This window comes from Neorhizobium alkalisoli (assembly GCF_002968635.1).
Lineage (GTDB): Bacteria > Pseudomonadota > Alphaproteobacteria > Rhizobiales > Rhizobiaceae > Neorhizobium > Neorhizobium alkalisoli.
Genome location: NZ_PVBN01000005.1, coordinates 324521 through 345143, shown reverse-complemented (window position 1 = coordinate 345143; position 20623 = coordinate 324521). Strand labels below are relative to the sequence as shown.

19 protein-coding genes are annotated in these 20623 nt (G+C 61.1%); 6 read left to right on the top strand and 13 right to left on the bottom strand.

Annotated features, from left to right (window positions below):
* Positions 1 to 9: 9 nt before the first annotated feature.
* Together C5L13_RS14065 and C5L13_RS14060 are read left to right on the top strand one after the other, a co-directional pair.
* Positions 10 to 1281: an aconitase X gene (locus C5L13_RS14065; RefSeq protein WP_105383903.1), complete on the top strand. Its 1272-nt coding sequence runs from the start codon at positions 10 to 12 to the stop codon at positions 1279 to 1281.
* Positions 1281 to 1727: an aconitase X swivel domain-containing protein gene (locus tag C5L13_RS14060; protein WP_105383902.1), complete on the top strand. Its 447-nt coding sequence runs from the start codon at positions 1281 to 1283 to the stop codon at positions 1725 to 1727. The genes C5L13_RS14065 and C5L13_RS14060 overlap by 1 nt, the downstream gene beginning before the upstream one ends.
* Before the next feature lies 1 nt (position 1728).
* Here the strand turns inward: C5L13_RS14060 and C5L13_RS14055 are convergent, their stop codons facing one another.
* Positions 1729 to 2541: an NmrA family NAD(P)-binding protein gene (locus C5L13_RS14055; protein WP_105383901.1), complete on the bottom strand. Its 813-nt coding sequence runs from the start codon at positions 2539 to 2541 to the stop codon at positions 1729 to 1731.
* 119 nt (positions 2542 to 2660) lie between these two features.
* On the opposite strand from C5L13_RS14055, the gene C5L13_RS14050 reads away from it, so the two are divergent.
* Entirely contained in the window at positions 2661 to 3275 is a 615-nt protein-coding gene (locus tag C5L13_RS14050; protein WP_105383900.1) for a TetR/AcrR family transcriptional regulator, read from the top strand.
* 98 nt (positions 3276 to 3373) lie between these two features.
* Here C5L13_RS14050 and C5L13_RS14045 read toward each other — a convergent pair whose 3' ends face one another.
* From C5L13_RS14045 to C5L13_RS13995, 11 genes are all read right to left on the bottom strand, one after another.
* Complete coding sequence (locus C5L13_RS14045; protein WP_105383899.1) at positions 3374 to 4078, bottom strand: ParA family protein; 705 nt, start codon at positions 4076 to 4078, stop codon at positions 3374 to 3376.
* A gap of 117 nt (positions 4079 to 4195) precedes the next feature.
* Positions 4196 to 5278 carry a protein-glutamate methylesterase/protein-glutamine glutaminase gene (locus C5L13_RS14040; protein ID WP_105383898.1) on the bottom strand — a complete coding sequence of 361 codons (1083 nt, stop codon included), beginning with the start codon at positions 5276 to 5278 and terminating at the stop codon, positions 4196 to 4198.
* A 2-nt stretch (positions 5279 to 5280) separates the two neighbouring features.
* Positions 5281 to 6132 carry a CheR family methyltransferase gene (locus C5L13_RS14035; RefSeq protein ID WP_105383897.1) on the bottom strand — a complete coding sequence of 284 codons (852 nt, stop codon included), beginning with the start codon at positions 6130 to 6132 and terminating at the stop codon, positions 5281 to 5283.
* 51 nt (positions 6133 to 6183) lie between these two features.
* Complete coding sequence (locus tag C5L13_RS14030) at positions 6184 to 6675, bottom strand: chemotaxis protein CheW (protein WP_105383896.1); 492 nt, start codon at positions 6673 to 6675, stop codon at positions 6184 to 6186.
* Positions 6675 to 8597, bottom strand: coding sequence for a HAMP domain-containing methyl-accepting chemotaxis protein (locus C5L13_RS14025; RefSeq protein ID WP_105383895.1), 1923 nt, complete (start codon positions 8595 to 8597; stop codon positions 6675 to 6677). The genes C5L13_RS14030 and C5L13_RS14025 overlap by 1 nt, the downstream gene beginning before the upstream one ends.
* A 108-nt stretch (positions 8598 to 8705) precedes the next feature.
* On the bottom strand, positions 8706 to 10529 hold the full coding sequence (locus C5L13_RS14020; RefSeq protein ID WP_105383894.1) for a methyl-accepting chemotaxis protein: 1824 nt from the start codon (positions 10527 to 10529) through the stop codon (positions 8706 to 8708).
* Between the two features lie 186 nt (positions 10530 to 10715).
* The gene (locus tag C5L13_RS14015) at positions 10716 to 12416 is read right to left on the bottom strand and encodes a methyl-accepting chemotaxis protein (RefSeq protein WP_105383893.1); all 1701 of its coding nucleotides are present in this window, start codon (positions 12414 to 12416) and stop codon (positions 10716 to 10718) included.
* Between the two features lie 4 nt (positions 12417 to 12420).
* A complete protein-coding gene (locus C5L13_RS14010; protein WP_105383892.1) occupies positions 12421 to 12948 on the bottom strand; it encodes a chemotaxis protein CheW in 528 nt (175 codons plus the stop codon).
* Positions 12945 to 14960: a chemotaxis protein CheA gene (locus C5L13_RS14005; RefSeq protein ID WP_105383891.1), complete on the bottom strand. Its 2016-nt coding sequence runs from the start codon at positions 14958 to 14960 to the stop codon at positions 12945 to 12947. Before C5L13_RS14005 ends, C5L13_RS14010 begins: the two co-directional genes overlap by 4 nt.
* Entirely contained in the window at positions 14957 to 15325 is a 369-nt protein-coding gene (locus C5L13_RS14000; RefSeq protein WP_105373556.1) for a response regulator, read from the bottom strand. Before C5L13_RS14000 ends, C5L13_RS14005 begins: the two co-directional genes overlap by 4 nt.
* Complete coding sequence (locus tag C5L13_RS13995) at positions 15322 to 15651, bottom strand: hypothetical protein (protein ID WP_105383890.1); 330 nt, start codon at positions 15649 to 15651, stop codon at positions 15322 to 15324. The genes C5L13_RS14000 and C5L13_RS13995 overlap by 4 nt, the downstream gene beginning before the upstream one ends.
* A gap of 333 nt (positions 15652 to 15984) precedes the next feature.
* Here C5L13_RS13995 and C5L13_RS13990 point away from each other — a divergent pair, with 333 nt between their 5' ends.
* Positions 15985 to 17718, top strand: coding sequence for a hypothetical protein (locus tag C5L13_RS13990; RefSeq protein WP_105383889.1), 1734 nt, complete (start codon positions 15985 to 15987; stop codon positions 17716 to 17718).
* 69 nt (positions 17719 to 17787) lie between these two features.
* Here the strand turns inward: C5L13_RS13990 and C5L13_RS13985 are convergent, their stop codons facing one another.
* Complete coding sequence (locus C5L13_RS13985) at positions 17788 to 18873, bottom strand: Ldh family oxidoreductase (protein ID WP_245571253.1); 1086 nt, start codon at positions 18871 to 18873, stop codon at positions 17788 to 17790.
* Between the two features lie 199 nt (positions 18874 to 19072).
* Between C5L13_RS13985 and C5L13_RS13980 the strand changes: the two genes are divergently transcribed.
* Both C5L13_RS13980 and rbfA read left to right on the top strand, forming a co-directional pair.
* Positions 19073 to 20071, top strand: coding sequence for a GntR family transcriptional regulator (locus tag C5L13_RS13980; protein WP_105383888.1), 999 nt, complete (start codon positions 19073 to 19075; stop codon positions 20069 to 20071).
* A 144-nt stretch (positions 20072 to 20215) separates the two neighbouring features.
* On the top strand, positions 20216 to 20623 hold the full coding sequence (gene rbfA, locus C5L13_RS13975; protein ID WP_105383887.1) for a 30S ribosome-binding factor RbfA: 408 nt from the start codon (positions 20216 to 20218) through the stop codon (positions 20621 to 20623).

The following is a 20623-nucleotide window of genomic DNA, read 5'->3' as shown; positions in this document are numbered from 1 at the left end:
GAGGACGCGATGAAGCTGAGCGACTGCGAAAAGGCAATGTATGACGGCGAACACGGCCGCGCAAAGGCGCGCGCCATGGATCTGCTCGTCCGCTACGGCGAGGCGCTTGGCGCCGAACGACTGGTGGAGACCAACAATGTCGCGGGCGCCTTCAACGCCTCGACCCCTTCGGTGCAGCCGATTGCCCGGAAGGGCATGGAGCATGTCTATTCCGAGCTCAACCTCGACAGCGACGAGGTGGTGGAAGTGCCGCACATGGTGGCGCATACCTGCCAGCTCATCACCGGCATCGACAACGACAATTGGGAACTTCAGGGCGTCGATAAATCGCTGCTCGACATGCAGCGGGAAAACGAAAAATTTCTCGGCCGCCGCGGCGTCAACATGTTCGCCACCTGTACGCCCTATCAAGTCGGCAACGTGCCTGTGAAGGGCGAGCATTGCGCGTGGATGGAGTCGTCTGCGGTCATCTATTGCAACTCCGTGCTCGGCGCCCGCACCAATGTCGAAGGCAAGGAAAGCACCGGTGCCGCGGCGCTGACCGGCCGAATTCCCTACTGGGGCTTCCACATCACCGAGAACCGTCGAGGCACCCATCTGGTCGAGCTCGATATCGAGGTCGACGAGATGATGGATTGGGGGTTGTTGGGCTATTACCTCGGCGAGGTGGTCGGTGAGGATATCCCGGTCGTAAACGGCGCTGCCCGCCGGCCGGATCTCATCAAACTCAAACACTTTGGCGCGGCAGCCGCATCGTCCGGTGGTGTCGAGATGTACCACATCCCGGGCATTACCCCGGAAGCGAATTCGATCGAGGAAGCCTTTGGCGGGCGCAAGGTTGAGGGCATCTTCCGCTACGGGGTCGCGGAGCGGCGCGAGACCTATGAGAAGCTGCAGAGTGCGACGGAGAAAAAGGTCGATTTCATCATGCTTGGCTGCCCGCACAATTCCATCGACCAGATGTCACTGGTCGCTCATCTCCTTGAAGGCAAGCGGATTCACCCGGATGTGGCATTGTGGGTGCACACCCCGCGAGCCATCAAGCAGGTCGCCGAACGCAACGGTTATATCGATGTCATCAAGGAAGCGGGCGGCGTCGTAATGAGCGACACCTGTCCCGCCATCTCCCGGCGCCTGCCGTCAGGAACCCGCGTCATCGCCACCGATTCCGCCAAGCAGGCGCATTACTTGCCGGCGATCACCGGGGTGCAGGGCTGGTTCGGCTCCGTGCGCGATTGCGTCAACGCCGCGTTGACGGGGACATGGAGCGGGAGGGCCTGATGGATATTGCGGCCGAAACCAAGACCGAAACCATCGTCCTCAAGGGACGCAAGGTGGTGGGAGGCCGCGCAGAGGGCGAGGCGCTGGTGACGACAGAGACGATTTCCGGCTGGGGCGGCATCAACGAGCGGACTGGCGCAATCATAGAACGTCGCCACGAGCTTAAAGGAGTTTCATTCGCCGGCAAGATTCTGGTCTTTCCCGGTGCCAAGGGCTCGTCCGGCTGGTCGGCCTATTTCCATATGACGCGATTGAACGGCGTTCAGCCTGCGGCGATGATCTTTACGCGGATGACGACGAAGATCGCGCTCGGTGCCGTCGTCACCCGCGTGCCGGCGGTAACCGATCTCGATCAGGACCCGCTGTCTGTTATCGAGACCGGTGATTGGGTGACCGTTGATGCCGATGCCGGCACGGTGACCGTGATCAAGACGAAGCCGGCATAAGTCACGTCCAGGCGCCGCGGGCTGCGGCACGTTGGGCATAATCCGCAAAATCCCTGGGCGGACGGCCAAGCGCGCGTTGCACGCCGTCGGTCAGATACTCGTTGCGCCCGTCGAGCACCACGGTGAACAGCTCGACCAGCAGTTCGGCAAGATCGGCGGGCACTTGCGCTGACTTCAATCCGTCCTCGAATTCCTCGTTGGAGATTGTATGGAAAGCGACCTCGCGGCCGCTCGCCCGGCCGATTTCGTTGACCGCTTCCGCGAATGTGAGGAGCCGCGGCCCGGTTACCTCATAGAGTTCTCCAATATGGCGCGTGTCGGTCAGCGCCGCCGTGACGACGTCGGCGATATCGCCGGCATCGATGAAAGGCTCGCGCACAGTGCTTACCGGCAGGGCGACTGCGCCGTCCAGGATCATCGGCGCCAGCTGGCCTTCGTCGAAATTCTGATTGAACCAGCTTGCCCGAACCACAGTCCATTCTGCGCCGGAGGCGATCAGTCGCTTTTCGCTTTCCTGCGCTTCCGGCTCGCCGCGGCCGGACAGCAGCACGAGACGTTTGACGCCGAGCGATACTGCGAGCCTCGCCAGCGCGTCGATATTGTCCGCTGCACCCTTTGCGGCGAGATCGGGGTAGTAGGTGATGTAGGCCGCAGCCGCGCCTTCGAGCGCTGCGGCCCAAGTGTTGCGATCCGTCCAGTCGAAACCGGTGGGGCGCGACGCAAAGCGGATTTCTTTGCCTTTGGCCTGCAGCCGTTCGGCAACGCGCGAACCGGTCTTGCCCTTGCCGCCGATGATGAGAATTGGCTTTTCCATGTTTCCATCTCCCAAATGCGAAGTTTTCTCATGTTTTAAATGTGATAAATCCTCGCGTTGCATTTGTCAACAAGAAATGCGAATATTCTTCATGTTCAGAATCAAGGTACGGAAAGAGAATGGAAATTTCTGTCTCAAGCCCACGACAACCGCAGCAGAAACGAAGTCGCGAAAGAGTTGAGCGCATCCTGTCGGCAGCAAAGGAGCTGATCGCGCGTGGCGGGAGCGACGTGATGAAAATGGGTGAGTTGGCGGAAAAGGCGGCCGTCCCGATTGGCTCGCTTTACCAATTTTTCCCGGACAAGGCCGCGGTCGTCCGCACCCTCGCCGAGCGCTACAACGAAGAGGGCCGGGCCTGTATCCGGGAAGCTATTGAGCCGGTGCGCGATGAGGCAGCTTTCGCCGGCGCCTTCAACGGCCTGATCGATACCTATTACGGCCTGTTCCTCGCCGAACCGGTGATGCGGGATATCTGGTCGGGTACGCAGGCAGACAAGGCATTGCAGGATATCGATCTCGCCGATGCTCGCGAAAACGGCGCCATTGTCGCCGCAGCGCTACGGTACATTCAGCCCCAGGCGGATCCGGAAGAACTTTTCAACCGGGCCATGCTGGTCATGTATCTCGGCACATCCACCATGCGACTGGCCATTTCCGTTGAGCGTCAACGGGGAGATGCAATGGTGGAGACCTACAAGCGGCTGGCGTTGCGGGAACTTCTTGCATCCAGCTGAGGGAGCGTGTCGATCGATTTCAAGGATTCGAAGGCCTGCGAGCGAGCGGCGCCTAACCTCGCGTCTGATGTCAAGCTGGAGATCGAGTTGAGACCGGCTCAGGCAGCGCGAATGAAGCGGCTCGAGAGCGCCGCGCGTTTGTGCAGCGGCACGCGGCGGAGCATTTCCAGCGCGAAAAGCCGCGCATTTTGGCGGGCCTTGTCGAGATTGCTGATGCGGGCTTCGTCCATCGTGTAAAGCGTGCCGCCGAGATCGAAGATATCGCGGAAAGCGGCACGTTCGATGATCGGCGTATCGAGCACGTCGACGTTGCGCTGCGCGAGCAGCATCTTGACCGTCAGCAGGGCCCGGGTCGTCACCATGGAGTTGACGCGCGTCAGCACCACCGAATGCGGCACACGAAGGTTGGCCTTTTCTTCCAGATAATGCAGGAGCTCCAGCACATTGGCGCCGCCCTGGGCATCCATGGCGCAACCCTGGATCGGGATCAGCACATGGTCGGACAGGCCGATCGCCTTGGCGAGCAGGGGGCTCTGGGCGCCGGGCAGGTCCAACACGAAATAGTCCGTCTTGTGCCGATTTTCGGCGATATGACGTTCGATCGAGGCCTGGGTGACATAGGAGATGACGTTGAGTTTGTCGTCCGGCGGGGAGAGTTGGTGCCAGCGCGAGATCCAGTATTGCGGATCGGCGTCGAGGATCGTGACGCGATAGCCTTGCTCAACGAGTTCTGTGGCGAGAAGAAGCACGGCAGTGGTCTTGCCTGCTCCGCCCTTGGTGTTGGCAAAGGTTATGACTGGCATCTTGGGGTCCTTGTCCGGCTGCTGAGCGCAAATTGCTCTCTCACCGCACCCTCATGATGCGTGGCGCCATTCTTGCCAAACATGGTTAACGAGGCATGAAGGCCGAGTTGGCAGATTTCACCGCCGGCGGTCGGCAGCGAGGATTTCCCGCCCGATCTGGTCGAGCGGCACGATCCTGTCGACGCCGCCATGCGCAATCGCTTCCTTCGGCATGCCGAAGACGACGGAGGTGGCTTCGTCCTGGGCTACCGTATAGGCGCCGGCCTGATGCATCTCGTTCATTCCGCGGGCACCGTCGTCGCCCATGCCGGTCATGATCACGCCCATGGCATTGGCGCCGGCCGACCTCGCGGCGGAGCGGAACAGCACGTCGACGGAGGGGCGGTGCCGACTGACGAGCGGTCCCGACCGGATCGAGACCTCGTAGCGTGCACCACGCCGCTCGAGCAGCATATGCCTGTCGCCGGGCGCAATCAGCACATGGCCGCGCAGAACGGGATCGCCATCTGCCGCCTCCTTGACCTCGACCTCGCAGAGGCTGTTGAGGCGTTGGGCGAAAGCGGCGGTGAATCTCTCCGGCATATGCTGGACGATGACGATGCCCGGCGAATTGGCGGGCAGGGCCTCCAGAAGCTCGCGCAATGCCTCGGTGCCGCCGGTAGACGCGCCGACGCAGACGACCATTTCGGTTGTTTTCGCCATGGCGCCAATCTTTGGAGGCGGCAGGATCGCATCCGCGGTAAGCTTGGCGGTCGTGCCGCCTTCCGCAAGTCGCGATGCGCGCAGTTTGCCGACCCGGGCGCGAGCGGCACCTTTGACCGCAGTGCGAATGCGATCGGCCGCCTCGGCGAGATGATCCGCGGCGCCGATCTTTGGCTTCAGGATGACATCCACGGCGCCGGCTTCCAGCGCCTGCATCAGAGTTTCCGATCCGGCTTCCGTCAGCGATGAACACATCACCACCGGAATCGGATGCTGCGACATCAACTTGCGCAGGAAAGTGATGCCGTCCATCTGGGGCATCTCGACATCGAGCGTGATGACGTCGGGGATTTCTTCGCGAATCTTGCGGGCCGCCATGAAAGGATCGTTGGCGACCCCCATGACTTCGATATCGGGATCGGCCGACAGGATGGAAGACAAAATCTGCCGGACGCTCGCCGAGTCGTCGATGATCAGGACGCGGATCTTGCCGGTCATGCTCATACCCGCCTGAAGATCGTGTTTGCGACTTGTCTGATCGGCAGATCGAAGCCCGTCACCGTTTCGGAATGACCGATGAACAGATACCCCCCCGGCATCAGCCGGTCGCAAAGCCTTGTCAGCACGTGGCTCTGGGTCGGTTTGTCGAAGTAGATCAGAACGTTGCGGCAGAAGATGATATGCATCGGATCGCCGACGGGATAAGCGTCGTCCATCAGGTTCAGCCTTGCAAACCCCACGTGGGAACGGAGTTTGGGGGTGATGCGCATTTCCTGGCGGCGAGCATCCGACGCCCGCATCACGTATTTCCGCATCATTTCGGAAGACACCGGCTGAAGAAGTTCGCTCTGATAGATGCCGCGTTGGGCCTTTTGCAGCACGTCGGTGGAAAGGTCGGTTGCGAGTACGAAATAGTCCCTCTCCGGCGCGTTGGCCGTGAGATAGTCGGACAGCACCATGGCCATGGTGTAGGGTTCGGCGCCTGTCGAGCAGGCGGAGCTCCAGGTGCGGATGCGCCGCTCTTTGAAGTTCCTCAGGATGTCCGGCAGCGCCGCTGTCGTCATGTACTCGAAGTGTTTCGGTTCACGGAAGAAGTCGGTCTTGTTGGTGGTGACGGCATCGATGAGGAAAATCGATTCCGCCTCGATGCCGCCTTGCTTGAAGAGATAGTCGCAATAGCTGTCGAAGGTCGGCATGCCGGTGACCCGCAGGCGCCGCCGAAGCCGCCCCTCCAGCATGGTCATTTTCGTATGCGGCATCTTTATGCCGCTGTAGTTGTATATGTATCCCGCCAGTACGTCGAAATTGCGCTCGCTCAGTCGATCGTCCAGCGGCTGGCCTCTCATCGCCATGCTCACGCGTTCACCCCCGTCATGTTGCCTTTCAGGTCCGCGTTCCTGTTCTTACGCGACTTGAGTCTGCGGGCCGACATCGGCGAGGGCCGAACCGGAATCCGAAAACAGTCGCGCAAGATCGACGATGACGACGAAGCCGCCGTCCCGCCGCACGACGCCCGCGATATAGTCCGAGCGCCAGCGCACGCCGATATCCGGGGCGGACTCTATCTGTTCGTCGCGGAACGGCACGACTTCGAAAACCCGGTCTGCGACGAGGCCGAGGGCCAGAACGCGACCGCCGACAGGCACGTCGAGCACCAGGATCCGCGTATGCGGCGTCTTGACGGTCCTCGACATGCCGAGACGCAGGCGAAGATCGATGACGGGGACACCCTGGCCCCGCACATCGCGCAGCCCCAGAAGGTATTCCGGGCCATGCGGGATCTTGAACGGTTCCTCGTGGTCGAGGATCTCGCGGACCACTTCCACAGGGACCGCGAAAAGCTCATCGCCGAGGGCGAAGGTTACGAATTGCGCTTCGGAAGATATTGCAGCCATTATGCACGCTCCCTGAAATCATCGTCATCCGAGTCCGGCCCGCCCATTGACAGGTCGAGGGCAAAACCCTTGGCGCGGGCCTGCTGCGCCGTCACCGATTGTTCAGCCGCCCGTGAGGTGTAGTTCTTGTGCGCCGAGGATTTCGCCGGGCCCAGCTTGGGAGCGGCGATCTGGCTTCGCGGTATCGAACCGGCGCGGTCGACCTTGAAGAAGGCGATCGATGCCTGCAGTTCCTCGGCCTGAGCTGCAAGTTCTTCCGAGGTGGCAGACATCTCTTCGGAAGCACCGGCATTTTGCTGCGTCACCCGATCAAGCTGCTGGATCGCATCGCTGATCTGGGCTGCACCGATATCCTGCTCGCGGCATGCGGCGGAGATTTCCGACACCAGTTCGGCGGTCTTCTGGATATCCGGGACCAACCTGTTGAGCATCTCGCCGGCTTCCGTCGCCACCTGCACCGTTTGACCGGAAAGAGCGCTGATTTCCGCAGCTGCGGCCTGGGACCGCTCGGCAAGTTTTCGGACCTCCGAAGCGACCACTGCAAATCCCTTGCCGTGCTCGCCGGCACGGGCCGCCTCGACGGCGGCGTTCAGCGCCAGAAGGTCGGTCTGGCGGGCGATTTCCTGTACGATCGAAATCTTTTCGGCGATCGTCCGCATGGCACCGACAGCGCGGTTGACGGCCTGGCCGGAGGCTTCGGCATCGCGGGACGACTGGCGGGCGATCTTTTCGGTTTGTGCGGCATTGTCGGCGTTCTGCTTGATGTTCGCAGCCATCTGCTCCATCGAGGCGGAAGCCTCTTCGGCGGACGACGCCTGTTCCGTTGCGCCCTGGCTGAGCTGCTCTGAGCTCGACGACAGTTCCTGGCTGCCTGAAGAGACGTTGGTGGAGGCGGCCAGAGCGTCGCCGACGACACCGCGAAGACGCTCCACCATGCTCTGCAATGCGATGCCCAGCACATCCTTGTCGGAGAGCGGCTTCGGCGAAACCATCAGGTCGCCATTGGCGATCTGATCCGCCACATGGGCAGTGACACGCAGGTTGGCGACCATGCTCTGCATCGCCAGCCCCAGCACATCCTTGTCGGAAAGCGGCTTTACCTCCACCGTCAGATCGCCCGCGGCGATACGATCGGCAATCGCTGCGGTGTTGCGCAGGTTTGTCGTCATCACGTTGATCGTATCGACCAGATCCTTGATTTCGTCGTTTGTCTTGATCGCGACCTCCTGGTTGAGATCGCCAACGGAAACCGCGCTGACGGCGGTTTTGATCCTGCGTAAATTGCCATTGATGCCGAACGCGATCCAAAGGGCCGCGGCAATCGCGACGACAAGCGCGGCGCTGGCCATCGCCAAAATCAGGTTCCGCGTAACGGCATAGCTTTCGTCGATATCGCTGGCCGCCTGGATCATGAGATTCTTACTGGAGGCAACGCGCGCATCCAGCGCCTTGGTGATCTCGTTGATCATCGCGCTTCCGTCACCAAGCGCCAGCCGCAACGCGTCATCGCTCTTGCCCGTGGTAGCGAGCTCGCGAATTGTGTCATCGACCGAAAAAAGACGTTCGGACATGCCGCGAATATCATCGAGGCCCTTCTTGCTGGCCTCGGTTGTTACCGCGCCCCTCAACCAGGTCAGCTTTTCGAGATACTCGCTCCGGTACTGGTCACTGGCCAAGGCAATCTTGACCGCGGCTGCGGGGCTTTCAGCCGTTGCCATACTCATCTGCGACTGCGCGATGCGCAGTTGCAGATTGGCCAGATCCTGAGCGCGTTCCAGCCGCAGCGCAGGTCCCTGAACCGCGCCGGTTGCCGAGGCGTTTAGCTTGGAAAGGCTGAAGACGCCGTATCCCGCGGTTATTGCCAGCAGAGTGATTGTCAGGCCGAAGGCCAAACCCAATTTCAGCTTAATGGTAAAACGCATCTGTCGTTTCCCTTGAGATGTCTCTCGGATGCGGGCCTTGCCGCTGGATCGTAAGTCGTTGAAGGTCGGCGGGCGGATGTCCGCCCGCTTCGCCAGCCTTGATCCGCGTCATGCGCTCTCTCTGAAGTCGTGGTCGTCGGAATCCGGCCCACCCATGGAAAGATCGAGGGCAAAGCCCTTGGCGCGAGCCTGCTGGGCCAGAACCGAATGCTCGGTCCGCTGCGCGCCGGCAGCCTTGCCAGCGGGCTTCGGCGCCGCTCTCGATGTTCCGGAAGCCCGTGCAGCAGTCTGTGCCCTGTCTCTCGCCGACCCAGCGCGGTCGACCTTGAAGAAGGCGATCGATGCCTGCAGCTCCTCGGCCTGAGCTGCAAGTTCTTCCGAGGTGGCAGACATCTCTTCGGACGCACCGGCATTCTGTTGGGTCACCTTGTCGAGCTGCTGGATCGCCTCGTTGATCTGGGCCGCACCGATATCCTGCTCGCGGCAGGCGGCGGAGATTTCCGACACCAGTTCGGCGGTCTTCTGAATATCCGGGACCAGCTTGTTGAGCATCTCGCCGGCGTCCGTCGCCACCTGCACCGTTTCGCCCGAAAGCGCGCTGATTTCCGCAGCCGCAGCCTGGCTGCGTTCGGCAAGTTTCCGCACTTCCGAAGCGACCACTGCAAATCCTTTGCCGTGTTCGCCGGCACGGGCGGCCTCGACGGCGGCGTTCAGCGCCAGAAGGTCGGTCTGGCGGGCGATTTCCTGCACGATCGAGATCTTTTCGGCGATCGTGCGCATCGCACCGACGGCGCGGTTGACGGCCTGACCGGAGGCTTCGGCGTCGCGCGACGACTGACGGGCGATCTTTTCCGTCTGGGCGGCGTTGTCGGCGTTCTGCTTGATGTTGGCCGCCATCTGCTCCATCGAGGCGGAGGCCTCTTCGGCGGACGATGCCTGTTCGGTGGCGCCCTGCGACAGGGTTTCCGAACTTGCCGAAAGTTCCTGGCTGCCTGAAGAGACATTGGTCGAAGCGGCCAGCGCGTCGGCGACGACACCGCGCAGGCGCTCCACCATGCTCTGGAGCGCCAAACCAAGAATATCCTTGTCGGAAAGCGGCTTCGGCGAAACCATCAGGTCGCCATTGGCAATCTGATCGGCGATGTTCGCGGTATTGCGAAGGTTGGCCGTCATCACATTGATCGTATCGACGAGATCCTTGATTTCGTCATTCGTCTTGATCTCGACATTCTGGTTGAGGTCGCCGATGGAGACGGCGTTGGCGACACCCATGATCTTTCGAAGGCCGGAGCTGATCCCAAGGGCGATCCACAGAGCGACAAGGAACGAGAACACGACAAGTCCGATACCCATGCCGATGAGCAGGTTCCTCGAGTTGGAGTACTGTTCGTTGGTGGCTTCGTCCGTGGCATGCAGATCGGTCTTAATAAGACCCGTCAGGTCCGACATCAGCGTGAGCAGGCGGTTGACCAGGGCAGCGCCCTCGGTCATCGAAATCTCGCCGGCGCGCTGGTTGCTCTCGGTAGTATTCTGGGTAGCGAGAGTCAGCACATCATTCTGCAAGGCGACGAACGAAGGATAGACTGACCGGATCTCCCCGATCTTGGAGCGCAGTTGAGGATCAGTCGTCTTTTCGAATTCGGCCAGGGTCTCTTCGATCTCCTTGCGAGCCAATTCGACATTCTGACGGTATGTGCTGATCTTCGCCGGATCGTTATTCAGTATGGCGTTCTTCTCACCGCGGATCGTGTTTGCTAGCGAAGTCGAAAGCGCATTCAGGCTCTCAAGATGGCTTGCTGGACCCTGGACAAGGCTGGTGATCGAGGAATTGAGCGAGGAAAGGTTGATGATCGCCAGAACGGCCATGCCGACCGACATCAATATCACCAGGCCAAAGGCGATCGCGAGTTTGAGCTTAATGGTGAAGCGCATGGGTATCGTGTCCCTCGATTGCAATGCGATAACAAATCTGCTCCATCCGGAGATGGTAGCTTTGCAAGCGCAGTCAGGCAGATACATTCACCCTCTGCAGGCCGGCGAACCGGCACGACGTCGCCGCATACACGCGACGACGGTCCCCTGGGCCGAAGCCCAGGGTCTTGTTCTCTTCAGGCGCCCTTAGGCGCTTTCGCGAAAATCCGCGTCGTCGGAGTCCGGCCCGCCCATCGACATGTCGAGGGCAAAACCCTTGGCGCGAGCCTGCTGGCCGACCACCGAATGGTCCTGCTTGAACTGGCGCGGCGCCGGGCGGTTCGCCTGCGCGGGCCTGACGGCAGGCTTGTTGCTGGAAACGGGTGCATTCCGCTTTGGCAGCTTGTTGCCCGCGGTCTGGTCGACCTTGAAGAAGGCGATCGATGCCTGCAGCTCCTCGGCTTGTGCGGCAAGTTCTTCCGAGGTGGCAGACATCTCTTCGGATGCGCCGGCATTCTGCTGGGTCACCTTGTCGAGCTGCTGGATCGCCTCGTTGATCTGGGCCGCACCGATATCCTGCTCGCGGCAGGCGGCGGAGATTTCCGACACCAGTTCGGCGGTCTTCTGGATATCCGGGACCAGCTTGTTGAGCATCTCGCCGGCGTCGGTCGCAACCTGCACCGTTTCGCCCGAAAGCGCGCTGATTTCCGCAGCCGCAGCCTGGCTGCGTTCGGCAAGTTTCCGCACTTCCGAAGCGACCACCGCAAATCCCTTGCCGTGTTCGCCGGCACGGGCGGCCTCGACGGCGGCGTTCAGCGCCAGAAGGTCGGTCTGGCGGGCTATTTCCTGCACGATCGAGATCTTTTCGGCGATCGTGCGCATCGCACCGACGGCGCGGTTGACGGCCTGACCGGAGGCTTCGGCGTCGCGCGATGACTGACGGGCGATCTTTTCGGTCTGGGCGGCGTTATCGGCGTTCTGCTTGATGTTGGCGGCCATCTGCTCCATCGAGGCGGACGCCTCTTCGGCCGAAGATGCCTGTTCGGTTGCGCCCTGCGACAGGGTTTCAGAACTTGCCGAAAGCTCCTGGCTGCCCGAGGAGACATTGGTCGAAGCGGCCAGAGCGTCGCCGACAACACCGCGCAGGCGTTCGATCATGACGTTTACATGGCCAAGCAGGTCGCCGATTTCGTCCTTGGTGGAGATCTCAACCGTGCGGGTAAGGTCACCCTCTGCGACGTTGCGCACACCTGCGGTGGCTCGGGCGAGGCCGCGGCTGATCGTTATCGAGATCCAGATGGCGGCGAACAAGGCGATCATGACCGCAATCGCCGCAACGCCAACCATAAGGTTTCGCGTCGTTTCGTAAAGGACGTCGGTCTCGGCATTGGCATCGCTTAGCTGTTGCTTCGACAGCGCCACGAGCTCGTCGACGGCCGCGTCCAGTCCGTTGGCGGCCTCGCGCGCTTCGGTAACCGACAGGCGCTGGGCCTGATCCACTGCTCCTGCCTGGATGGATGTGCGAATGCGGTCATCGGCGGCGTCCGCCTTGGCGGCGAATTCCTGGATCTTCAGCCAGCGCGGCTTCCCTTGCTCCGTGGCGATGCTCAGCGCTTTGTCCAGTGCGCTTTTCAACTCGGCGCGTGCTGCGTCACCCTTCTCGCGCGCCCCATCGATCTCCGCCGGAGTCGTGGCGGCGATCAGGTTCTTCTGCTGACGGATGCTTTGGAGCTGCGCCACGCTGATCCTTTGGGCGAGCTCAAGGCGAGCGACAGGTCCGTTGGACATCTGCGTCATCGCATTGTTCAGCTCGGAGAGACTCGTAACCCCGTAGATCGCCGTTGCAAGCAACAGGACGATCATGACGGCAAAGGCCAAGCCCAGCTTGAGTTTGATCGTGAATTTCATGGTCTCACCTTTGTGCTGAGCCGTGGGAGATGGATGAACCGGTGCGATCTGCCTCGGCGGCAAAAATCGCGTTGAGATTGGGGACGATGATGAATTCCGTCCCTCGCTTCACAAGGCATTCGATGAAGTCCGGCCGCCAGCGCATTCCGACACTCGGCGGCGGCTCGCCCGCAGCACGAAGGAGTGTCGTCACCTCGTGCACCTTGTCCGTGCGGATGCCCGCAAGAACAGGTTCGCCGTCGATGTTGATCGCGATGACGATGATGCGGCTGTCGATCGTCGGTTTCGTCGCTTCCATACCGAAAGCGAGCCGTATGTCGGCGAGCGGGATTACCTTGCCGCGAAAATTGATCACGCAGCCGACGAAGGCCTTGGCCCCCGGCACCACGGTCTCGGGCAGGAGATCCAGGATTTCCTGTACGATCACGGCTTCCAGCGCGAACATCTCGCCGGCGATGTCGAATGTGAGGACTTCCAGCTCGTCACGGCCGTTCCAAAGGTCTTTCGAAATCTTTCTGACTGCTTCGTTCATCCCGCCGCCCGCAGATGCGCCTCCTGTTGTTGTCCTTCCGCCACCAGGTGTCCGACGTCGAGGATCAGCGCCACGTCACCGTCGCCGAGGATGGTTGCGCCGGAGAAGGTTGCGACGTCGTGGTGCAGTTTGGACATGGCCTTGATGACGGTCTGATGGTCGCCGATGATCTGGTCGACCACCAGGCCCACACGTTCCGAGCCGGTCGAAATGACCACCACTTTCTGGAAAGGATCGGGCTTGGTGCCCGTGCGGAAGAGATCGCGGAGCCGGAGGAAAGGCACCAGGCTGTCGCGCAGCGAGATGAAGCTGCGTCCGCGCGAACGCATGTCTTCCTCGATCGACAGTTCCAGGCATTCTTCGACGGCCGAGAGAGGAATGACGTATCTGCCGGCGCCGACACGGACGAGCAGGCCGTCGATGATCGCCAGCGTCAGAGGGATTGCGAGCGAGATTTCGGAGCCTTCGCCCGGATGGCTGATCACGTTGATCGTGCCGCGCAGTGCATCAATGGTCCGCTTGACCACGTCCATGCCGACGCCGCGGCCGGAGAGGTTGGTGACCTGCTGGGCCGTCGAAAAGCCCGGCTGGAAGATAAGCTGATAGAGTTCCTGATCGGTAAGGTTCGCGTTCGGCTGGATGAGGCCGGATGCTTCCGCTTTCGCCCGCACGCGCTCCCGGTTGATGCCGCGACCGTCGTCCTTGATGGTGATGATGACCTCGCCGGCCTGCTGGCGGGCGGAGAGCATGATCCGGCCTGCCTGAGGTTTGCCCGCAGCACGGCGTTCATCCGGCGTTTCGAGCCCGTGATCACAGGAATTGCGGACAAGATGGACGAGCGGATCCGCGAGCCGTTCGATGACGCTTTTGTCGACTTCGGTGCTTTCACCCTCGGTGACGAGCTCGATCATCTTCCCGGTTTCATGGGAAAGGTCATGCACAAGGCGGCGAAACCGGCCGAAGAGCTGCGTGACGGGCACCATGCGCAGCACCATCATGGTATCCCGGAGTTCCCCGGAGAGGCGCTCCACGTCTTCCGAGACGGCGCGCAGCTGCAGATCGCCGCTGCCGCCCGCAAGCTGGCTGAGGCGGGACTGGGCGATGACCAGCTCCCCGACCCGATCCATCAGTTCGTCGAGTTTTTCCGCCGGCACGCGGACATTTTCGGAGGCCTTGTTGGCCTTGGCATCGGTTGGGGCCGGAGCGGCAGTCATGGGTGCTGGTACGCGCGGGGCTGAGACGGTGACGGGCGCCGGCTCCGCTGCGACTGGCTCGGCCGCCTGGATCGGTGTCGCCGGCTTTTCCGGGGATTTTGCCGCGGCAGTGACGGCCTCGACCACCGTGATTTCGAGCCGCATGTCGTCCATGACGAAGATGAAGACATCCTCGATCGCCGAGCGGGGCTGGGACGTCAGCAGTTCCACATTCCAGGAGATATGGAGATCCGTGGGTGAGAGAAGATCGAGTGACGGAATGGCGGACCGGTCGGCGACGATCGTGCACTCGCCAAGCTCGCGCAACTCGTCAAGCAACGGAAGGGGATTGGTGCCGTTCGCCATCGCATTCTGCGGCAGGCTGAAGCGGATCTTGAAGAGAGTCTGCGCAGGGGCCGCGGCCTGATGTACGCCCGGACTTTTCGCGCCGTCGACGGCCGCCCTCAGGTTTGCGAGCAGCGCTTCGCTGGTTGCCTCATGGTCGCCGGCCGGTGTTTCCACCAGGGCCCGCATGTGGTCCTTCGCTTCAAGAACGGCGGTGACCAGTGCCTGGGTTGCCGGCACTTCACCCTTGCGGACGCGATCGAAGGCCGTTTCGCAGTGATGGGTAAAGGCGGCGAGGGCCTCGAAGCCGAACATGGCTCCGGAGCCCTTCAATGTGTGGAGACCGCGGAAGACCGCGTCTATCTGATCCTTGTCGCCGAGGTTTACGTTCAGGTCGAGAAGGCCCGCCTCGATCTGCTCCAGAAGCTCGGCCGCTTCCGTTCTGAAAACCGCGATAGGATCAGGAAAGCTCATTTGCCAAGCACCTTTCGGACGATTTTCACGAGGCTCTCCGGGTCGAAAGGCTTTGTCAGCCAGCCGGTGGCGCCAGCGGCCTTGGCCTGCTGCTTCATGTCGTTGTCGGATTCCGTCGTCAGGAAGATCACCGGGACCCCCATGTGAGCCGGCATCTTGCGCAACTCGCGGATCATCGTCAGGCCGTCCATGTTCGGCATATTGAGGTCGGTAACGATCAGATCGAATTGGCCGGCATTGAGCTTGGCGATCCCGTCCATGCCGTCCACGGCTTCGGTGATTTGGTAACCCGCATTGCTGAGAGCAACGCGCGTCGTCAGCCGGATACTGGCGGAGTCATCGACCGTGAGGATACTGGCGCTCATTGAATTCCCCCTTGATGAAGCCAGAATTTTGCATCGTCAGCGGACATTCCTTCCAGAAAGCCACTGCGTTTCAGGACATCGAGCAGCGGGCCGTTTGCGGGCTCGGCGAGCGCGATGTTTTTTCCGGCGGAGCCGGCGTAGATGCGCGCAGCTTCCATGAGCTGGACAAAGCTGATGTCCACCTGACAGTCACCCGTAATCGCAATAGTTGTGGATTTGTGCTTGTCGATCAGCTGGAGCATTTCCTGCCGGACCGTACCTATCGCACGTACCGTCAGGTTCGGTGGCAGCTGAAAGCAATCTTCCTTAAAATCGGCGAGAGACATCTGACCTCAATATAATCTGTAACAGCTGAAATACTCGCGAAACTCTGGGCTTGCATCGTTAATGGGATGTTAATGGCCCGTGGCGAAATCTCGCGGCATAATAATAATAAGTTGTAATTTGCATTCATTCTCTGGACAGAAAATTAACTACAAGTGGCAAAACCGGCGATCTGTTTCGTCGGAATTAACCCCTTCACCCAAAGATCGGTCCCTGCGCAGGGCAAATCCATGCCACGACTTTCTGGTGTGGCAGTGTCCCAAAAAAATGCAGGCGAGTTTATCGCCCGAATTTCGGCAGGTGAGAGCCCCACGAGGGCTGGAAGGTGAGGCAAAGTGGCTGTCAGGGCACCCATTTTTGAGGTCGCGGAAAGCTCGGAGGGCATTCTGTTCTTTGTTGACCGCATGGAAGCGGCCCGGTCGCGTATCGAGGAACGATTCCTCGAGGGCGGCGCCGCACTTCTGTCTATTCTCGACGTGCTCAACAAGCTGATAAGTTCACTCGATCAGTTGACGGGTTCGCTTGATGAGGGAACGGCAAACGCCACCATGGCGGAGCTGAAGAATACCGTTGACCGGTTGTCGCATCTGACCGGACTGGAAACTGCCCGCCAGGTGGGGTTTCAGGAAATCGCCCTGACGGAACGCAAGCTTCAGCCGCAGATCGAGGAAATGCAGGAGACGCTGCGCTACCTGAGAACCTTTGCCGTGACCGCCAAGATCACCGGGGCCGGTATCGCCGACTTTGCCGGTTTCGCCGAGGAAATCTTGGAAAGGATTCAGGAGGGCACGCGACAGGTCAACGACTTTGCCGGCAAGCTCAGCACGCTTGGCCAGGGCCTCGGTCCAGTCATGGTCAAAGGCAAGGCAACTCTGGCAAGTTATGACAAGACGGTGCCGCGCATCGTGGAAGGCCTCACGGAAGGGGCCGCGGAGATAGGCAAACACCGCAAGTCGCTGGTCGAACGCGCCGCCAGGGTGCGCACCGTCGCCGGCGCCATTCAGATGAAGCTGGCCGCTACGCTTTCGGCGATGCAGGTCGGCGACATTACCCGCCAGCGTATCGAACATTGCCAGGCGAGCCTGCGGATCCTGTCGGACTACCTGCAATCGTCCGCTGCGACAGAATTGAACGCAGAGCAGCGCGAGAGCCTGTCATTGATTATCCGGATGCTGGTATCACAGCAGCTCAACCAATCGATCTCCGATTTCGATCGGGACACGACGAAAATCGTTGCGACCGTTGCAAGCTTTCGCTCTGACCTGTCGGAGATCGAGGCACTGCGCACCGCAGTGGCCGAGAACGGCACCGGCGGAAGCGACAGCGCGATCCGCGAGCTGGAAAACAGCGTTGCGGCTGCCCGCAGCGCCGTAAGGGACGTGGAGGGCGTTGCCCGCCAGGCAAGCGAACTGAGCCGTTCGACCGGCCGGACGGTGCAGGAATTGCTGAACGGTATCGGGGTCGTCCGCGCAGTGCGCACGGACATCCACTACATGGCGCTCAACACGAACCTGCGTTGCGGCAAGATCGGCGAAGAGGGCAGGGCAATCAACGTCGTCACCGCCGAACTCAGGAATTTTGCCGCCCTGCTTGACGAGACGGCCGAGAAGATTCTCGCAGAACTCCACACGTTGGAGGCCGCTTCCAACAAGCTGATTGGCGGCCAGGGTGAAAACGAAGAGGAATGTCTCGATCTGCGCCTGACGACGGCGCTCGAAAATATTCGCGCGGTGGGTGACCGGATGGATGCCCAGATGGCGGCACTCGGTGATCAGAGCAAGACGGCGGTCGGCCAGATGGACGCGTCGCTGGCGCGCCTCAACTTCAATGCCGAGCTTGGGGAAGTGCTGCGCTCCTGCGCCCGGGAACTTGAGCTTGATGGTCCCGTGTCCGAAGCGCCGGGTATTGACGAACCGCTCGCCGATCTCGGCGCCCGCATAGCCCGTCTCTACACCATGGTTGCGGAACGCGAACTGCATGCCGAGGTGCTGGGCACGGCTCCGCCGGTGGAGATTGCCGCCGTTGCGGCGGTCATGTCCGACGAGGACATCGAGGACGCGCTCTTCTGACTTTTACCAGCGGGGAAGGGCAGAATTCTCTTACAGCCAAGAAGAAGCCGGCTTCTCCGTCGGTCGTCTTCATGGCGTCAGAGGTGGCGCTTGCAATCCGTATTGTTCGACGAATTTGGTGAAAGCCTCGCGGGTCGCCGGATCGAGCGGTATGCCGTGCTGCCGGCGTTCTTCCGCGACCGCCCATTCCCGGTCTCCCGGTGCCATGACCTGCATACCTTCTCGTGCGGGCGAAGTGCGCAGCACCTCCAGGTAACGTTGCATGCCGATCTGAAAGACCTCTTCGGAAACGAAGGCGCCGGGTTTTATGGCCAGAACAAAGGCGCCAAGGGCGCGGGGCGTGGAAAAGTCCGGCCCGTTCATCGGCAGCAGGTCGAAACTCAACCCCATGCCGGAAAGAACGGCGCTCAGGATTTCCACAAGGCCCGCCAGCCCCGCGCCCTTGAAACCGAATTCCGCGCCGAGTGGCGCCAGCATTTCCACAAGCGACGGATCCTGCGTGTCCTTGCCTTCGATATCCGACGCGACCGCGGGGGGAAGTTCTCGTCCGAGGCTGCGATACAGCTTCACGCGGTTATAGGGTATGGCGCTCGTTGCCATATCCAGGAACCATGGGTTTTGGCCGTGAACGGGTACGGCGAAGGAAATCGGGTTGGTGCCGTGAAAGCGCATCGCGCCATCGTGCAGGCGAACAAAGCTGTCCGAGTTGCAGAAGGCGCCGCCGATATAGCCTTTCGCGGCCGCCTCCAGCGCATAGGCGCCGGCCGGTCCGAAATGCGAACTGTTGCGGATGGAGACGGCACCGATGCCAGCGGTTTCGGCAAGTTCGACAGCCTTTTCCATGGCCCGATAGGCAGCAAGCGCGCCATGGCCGTGGCCTGCGTCGAGCGAGGCCACGGCGGCCCCGGTCTGGTTGATGCGAATGTCGGGCCGCGGATCGACCCTCCCTCCCGTCATGGCGGCTACATAGTGATCAAGAAGCCTTATCCCGTGGCTGTCGACGCCGAGCCGGGAGCCGTGCATCATCGCGCGCGTGGCGGCATCGGTCGTGGCTTCATCGGCTCCCGCGGCAAGGAGTACCGCTCGGCAAAACCGATCGGCGTCTTCGATAGAGACGCGCATGACGACCTCTTCGGCTCTTTGCTTGGTGTTCATAGCTTCGTCCTGCTCGGGCAACTCTGTGTATTAATGTATTATGTGTACACTAGACATCGTGATGATTGTAGCAAGAACTTTATGCCGCTTATTTGGCTGCATGGTTGTGCGCGTGAATTGAATGCCGGCGAGCGAACTGGTAAAATTTAAAAGGCAAATATCGCGGTCTCAAGACGATCGCGGACGGGAGACGGCGCGCATGGGCAGCGTGGAACGGCAGAGGCCGGCGGCAGGCACTGCCCCGCGTCTATATCAGCAGGTTTTTGAAATTCTCGCCGGCCACATCGCGCAGGGCAGTTTGGCGGCTGGTGTACGCCTCAACGAATCTTCCGTGGCCGAACAGTTCAAGATCAGTCGTGCTCCTGCCCGGCAGGCCCTGGTCGAGCTGGAACGACGCGGGCTTCTCGAAAAATCCTCCGGTCGTGGTTACGCCGTGCGCCCGAACGCCTTCGGCGGCGCGGAAGCCATTGCGCTCGTTCGGCCCGCTGAAGACCTTCGCCTTACGCAATTCTCCAGCTGGGAGAAGATCTATGGCGAGGTGGAAAGCGAGATTGCAGCCCGGTGCTCCTTTGCCGGCTGGCGGGTCAACGAGACGGAACTCGCCCGTTTTTATGATGTCAGCCGCACTGTGGCTCGTGATGTCGTCGGTCGGTTGCAGCAGCGCGGCATCATTCGCAAGGACGAGCGTTCGCGGTGGATCGCGCCGGCTATGACACCTGACTATGTAGGCGAACTCTATGAGCTGCGGTGGCTTCTGGAGCCGGTGGCGCTGGAAAAGGCCGCGGCGAAGACTTCGCCGCAATTTATCGCCGGCATGCGTGCCAATCTGGAGGCGGCCGTGGAGAAGGCAGGCGAACTCACCGGCCCGGATCTCGATCGTCTGGAGGAGGAGTTGCATATCACGCTGCTCGGAAACTGCGAAAGCCGCACCCTGATGCAGGCCATCAGCCTGCCGCAGGCGCTCCTCGTCACGCACCGGTTCCTATATCAATGGATGCCGCGGCTCTTTGGGACGGAGCCGTTCCTCGCCGAACATCTGGAAATCGTCGAGCGCCTTCAGGCCGGAAAGACCGAGGAGGCTGCGCAGTCGCTCAAGCGGCATCTTCAGGTCTCGCGGGAGCGGGCGATAGACCGGATTACACTGGTGACGCGACAGATCCATCCGCACGATTTGCCCTACCTGGAAAAGCTCGCTTGAGGTTGGGGGATTGCGCTCCGCATTGAGATAGCTGCACCTAAAGCCTTGACCTTTGACCGCGTCTCGGTCATTTGGACCGCCTTTACGTGATGTAGCGCCGGATATGGGACGAGCCCCGACGGCGCTTTGGAAGAGAAAACAAAAATGACCAAGGCTACATCCTCGGCGCCTTCCCAGCGCATGCTTCGCGTTGGCGAGCAGGTCCGCGCCGCCATAACCCAGGTCCTGCAGCGCGGAGACGTGCGCGACGACCTGATCGAGAAGACGGTGATTTCCGTGTCCGAAGTGCGTATGTCGCCCGATCTGAAGATCGCCACGGCTTACGTGACGCCGCTCGGGCTTCCGGATCACGCGGCAGTCATCGACGCGCTGAACCGCAACGCCAAATTTATCCGAGGCCGGCTCGCCGGTCAGCTCCGGCAGATGAAATACATGCCGGAAGTCCGCTTCCGCGACGATACCAGTTTCGACAACTACAAGAAAATCGATGAGCTCTTGCGTTCGCCGGAGGTCCAGCGGGACCTCGATGGCGAGAGTGAAGACCAGGAATAA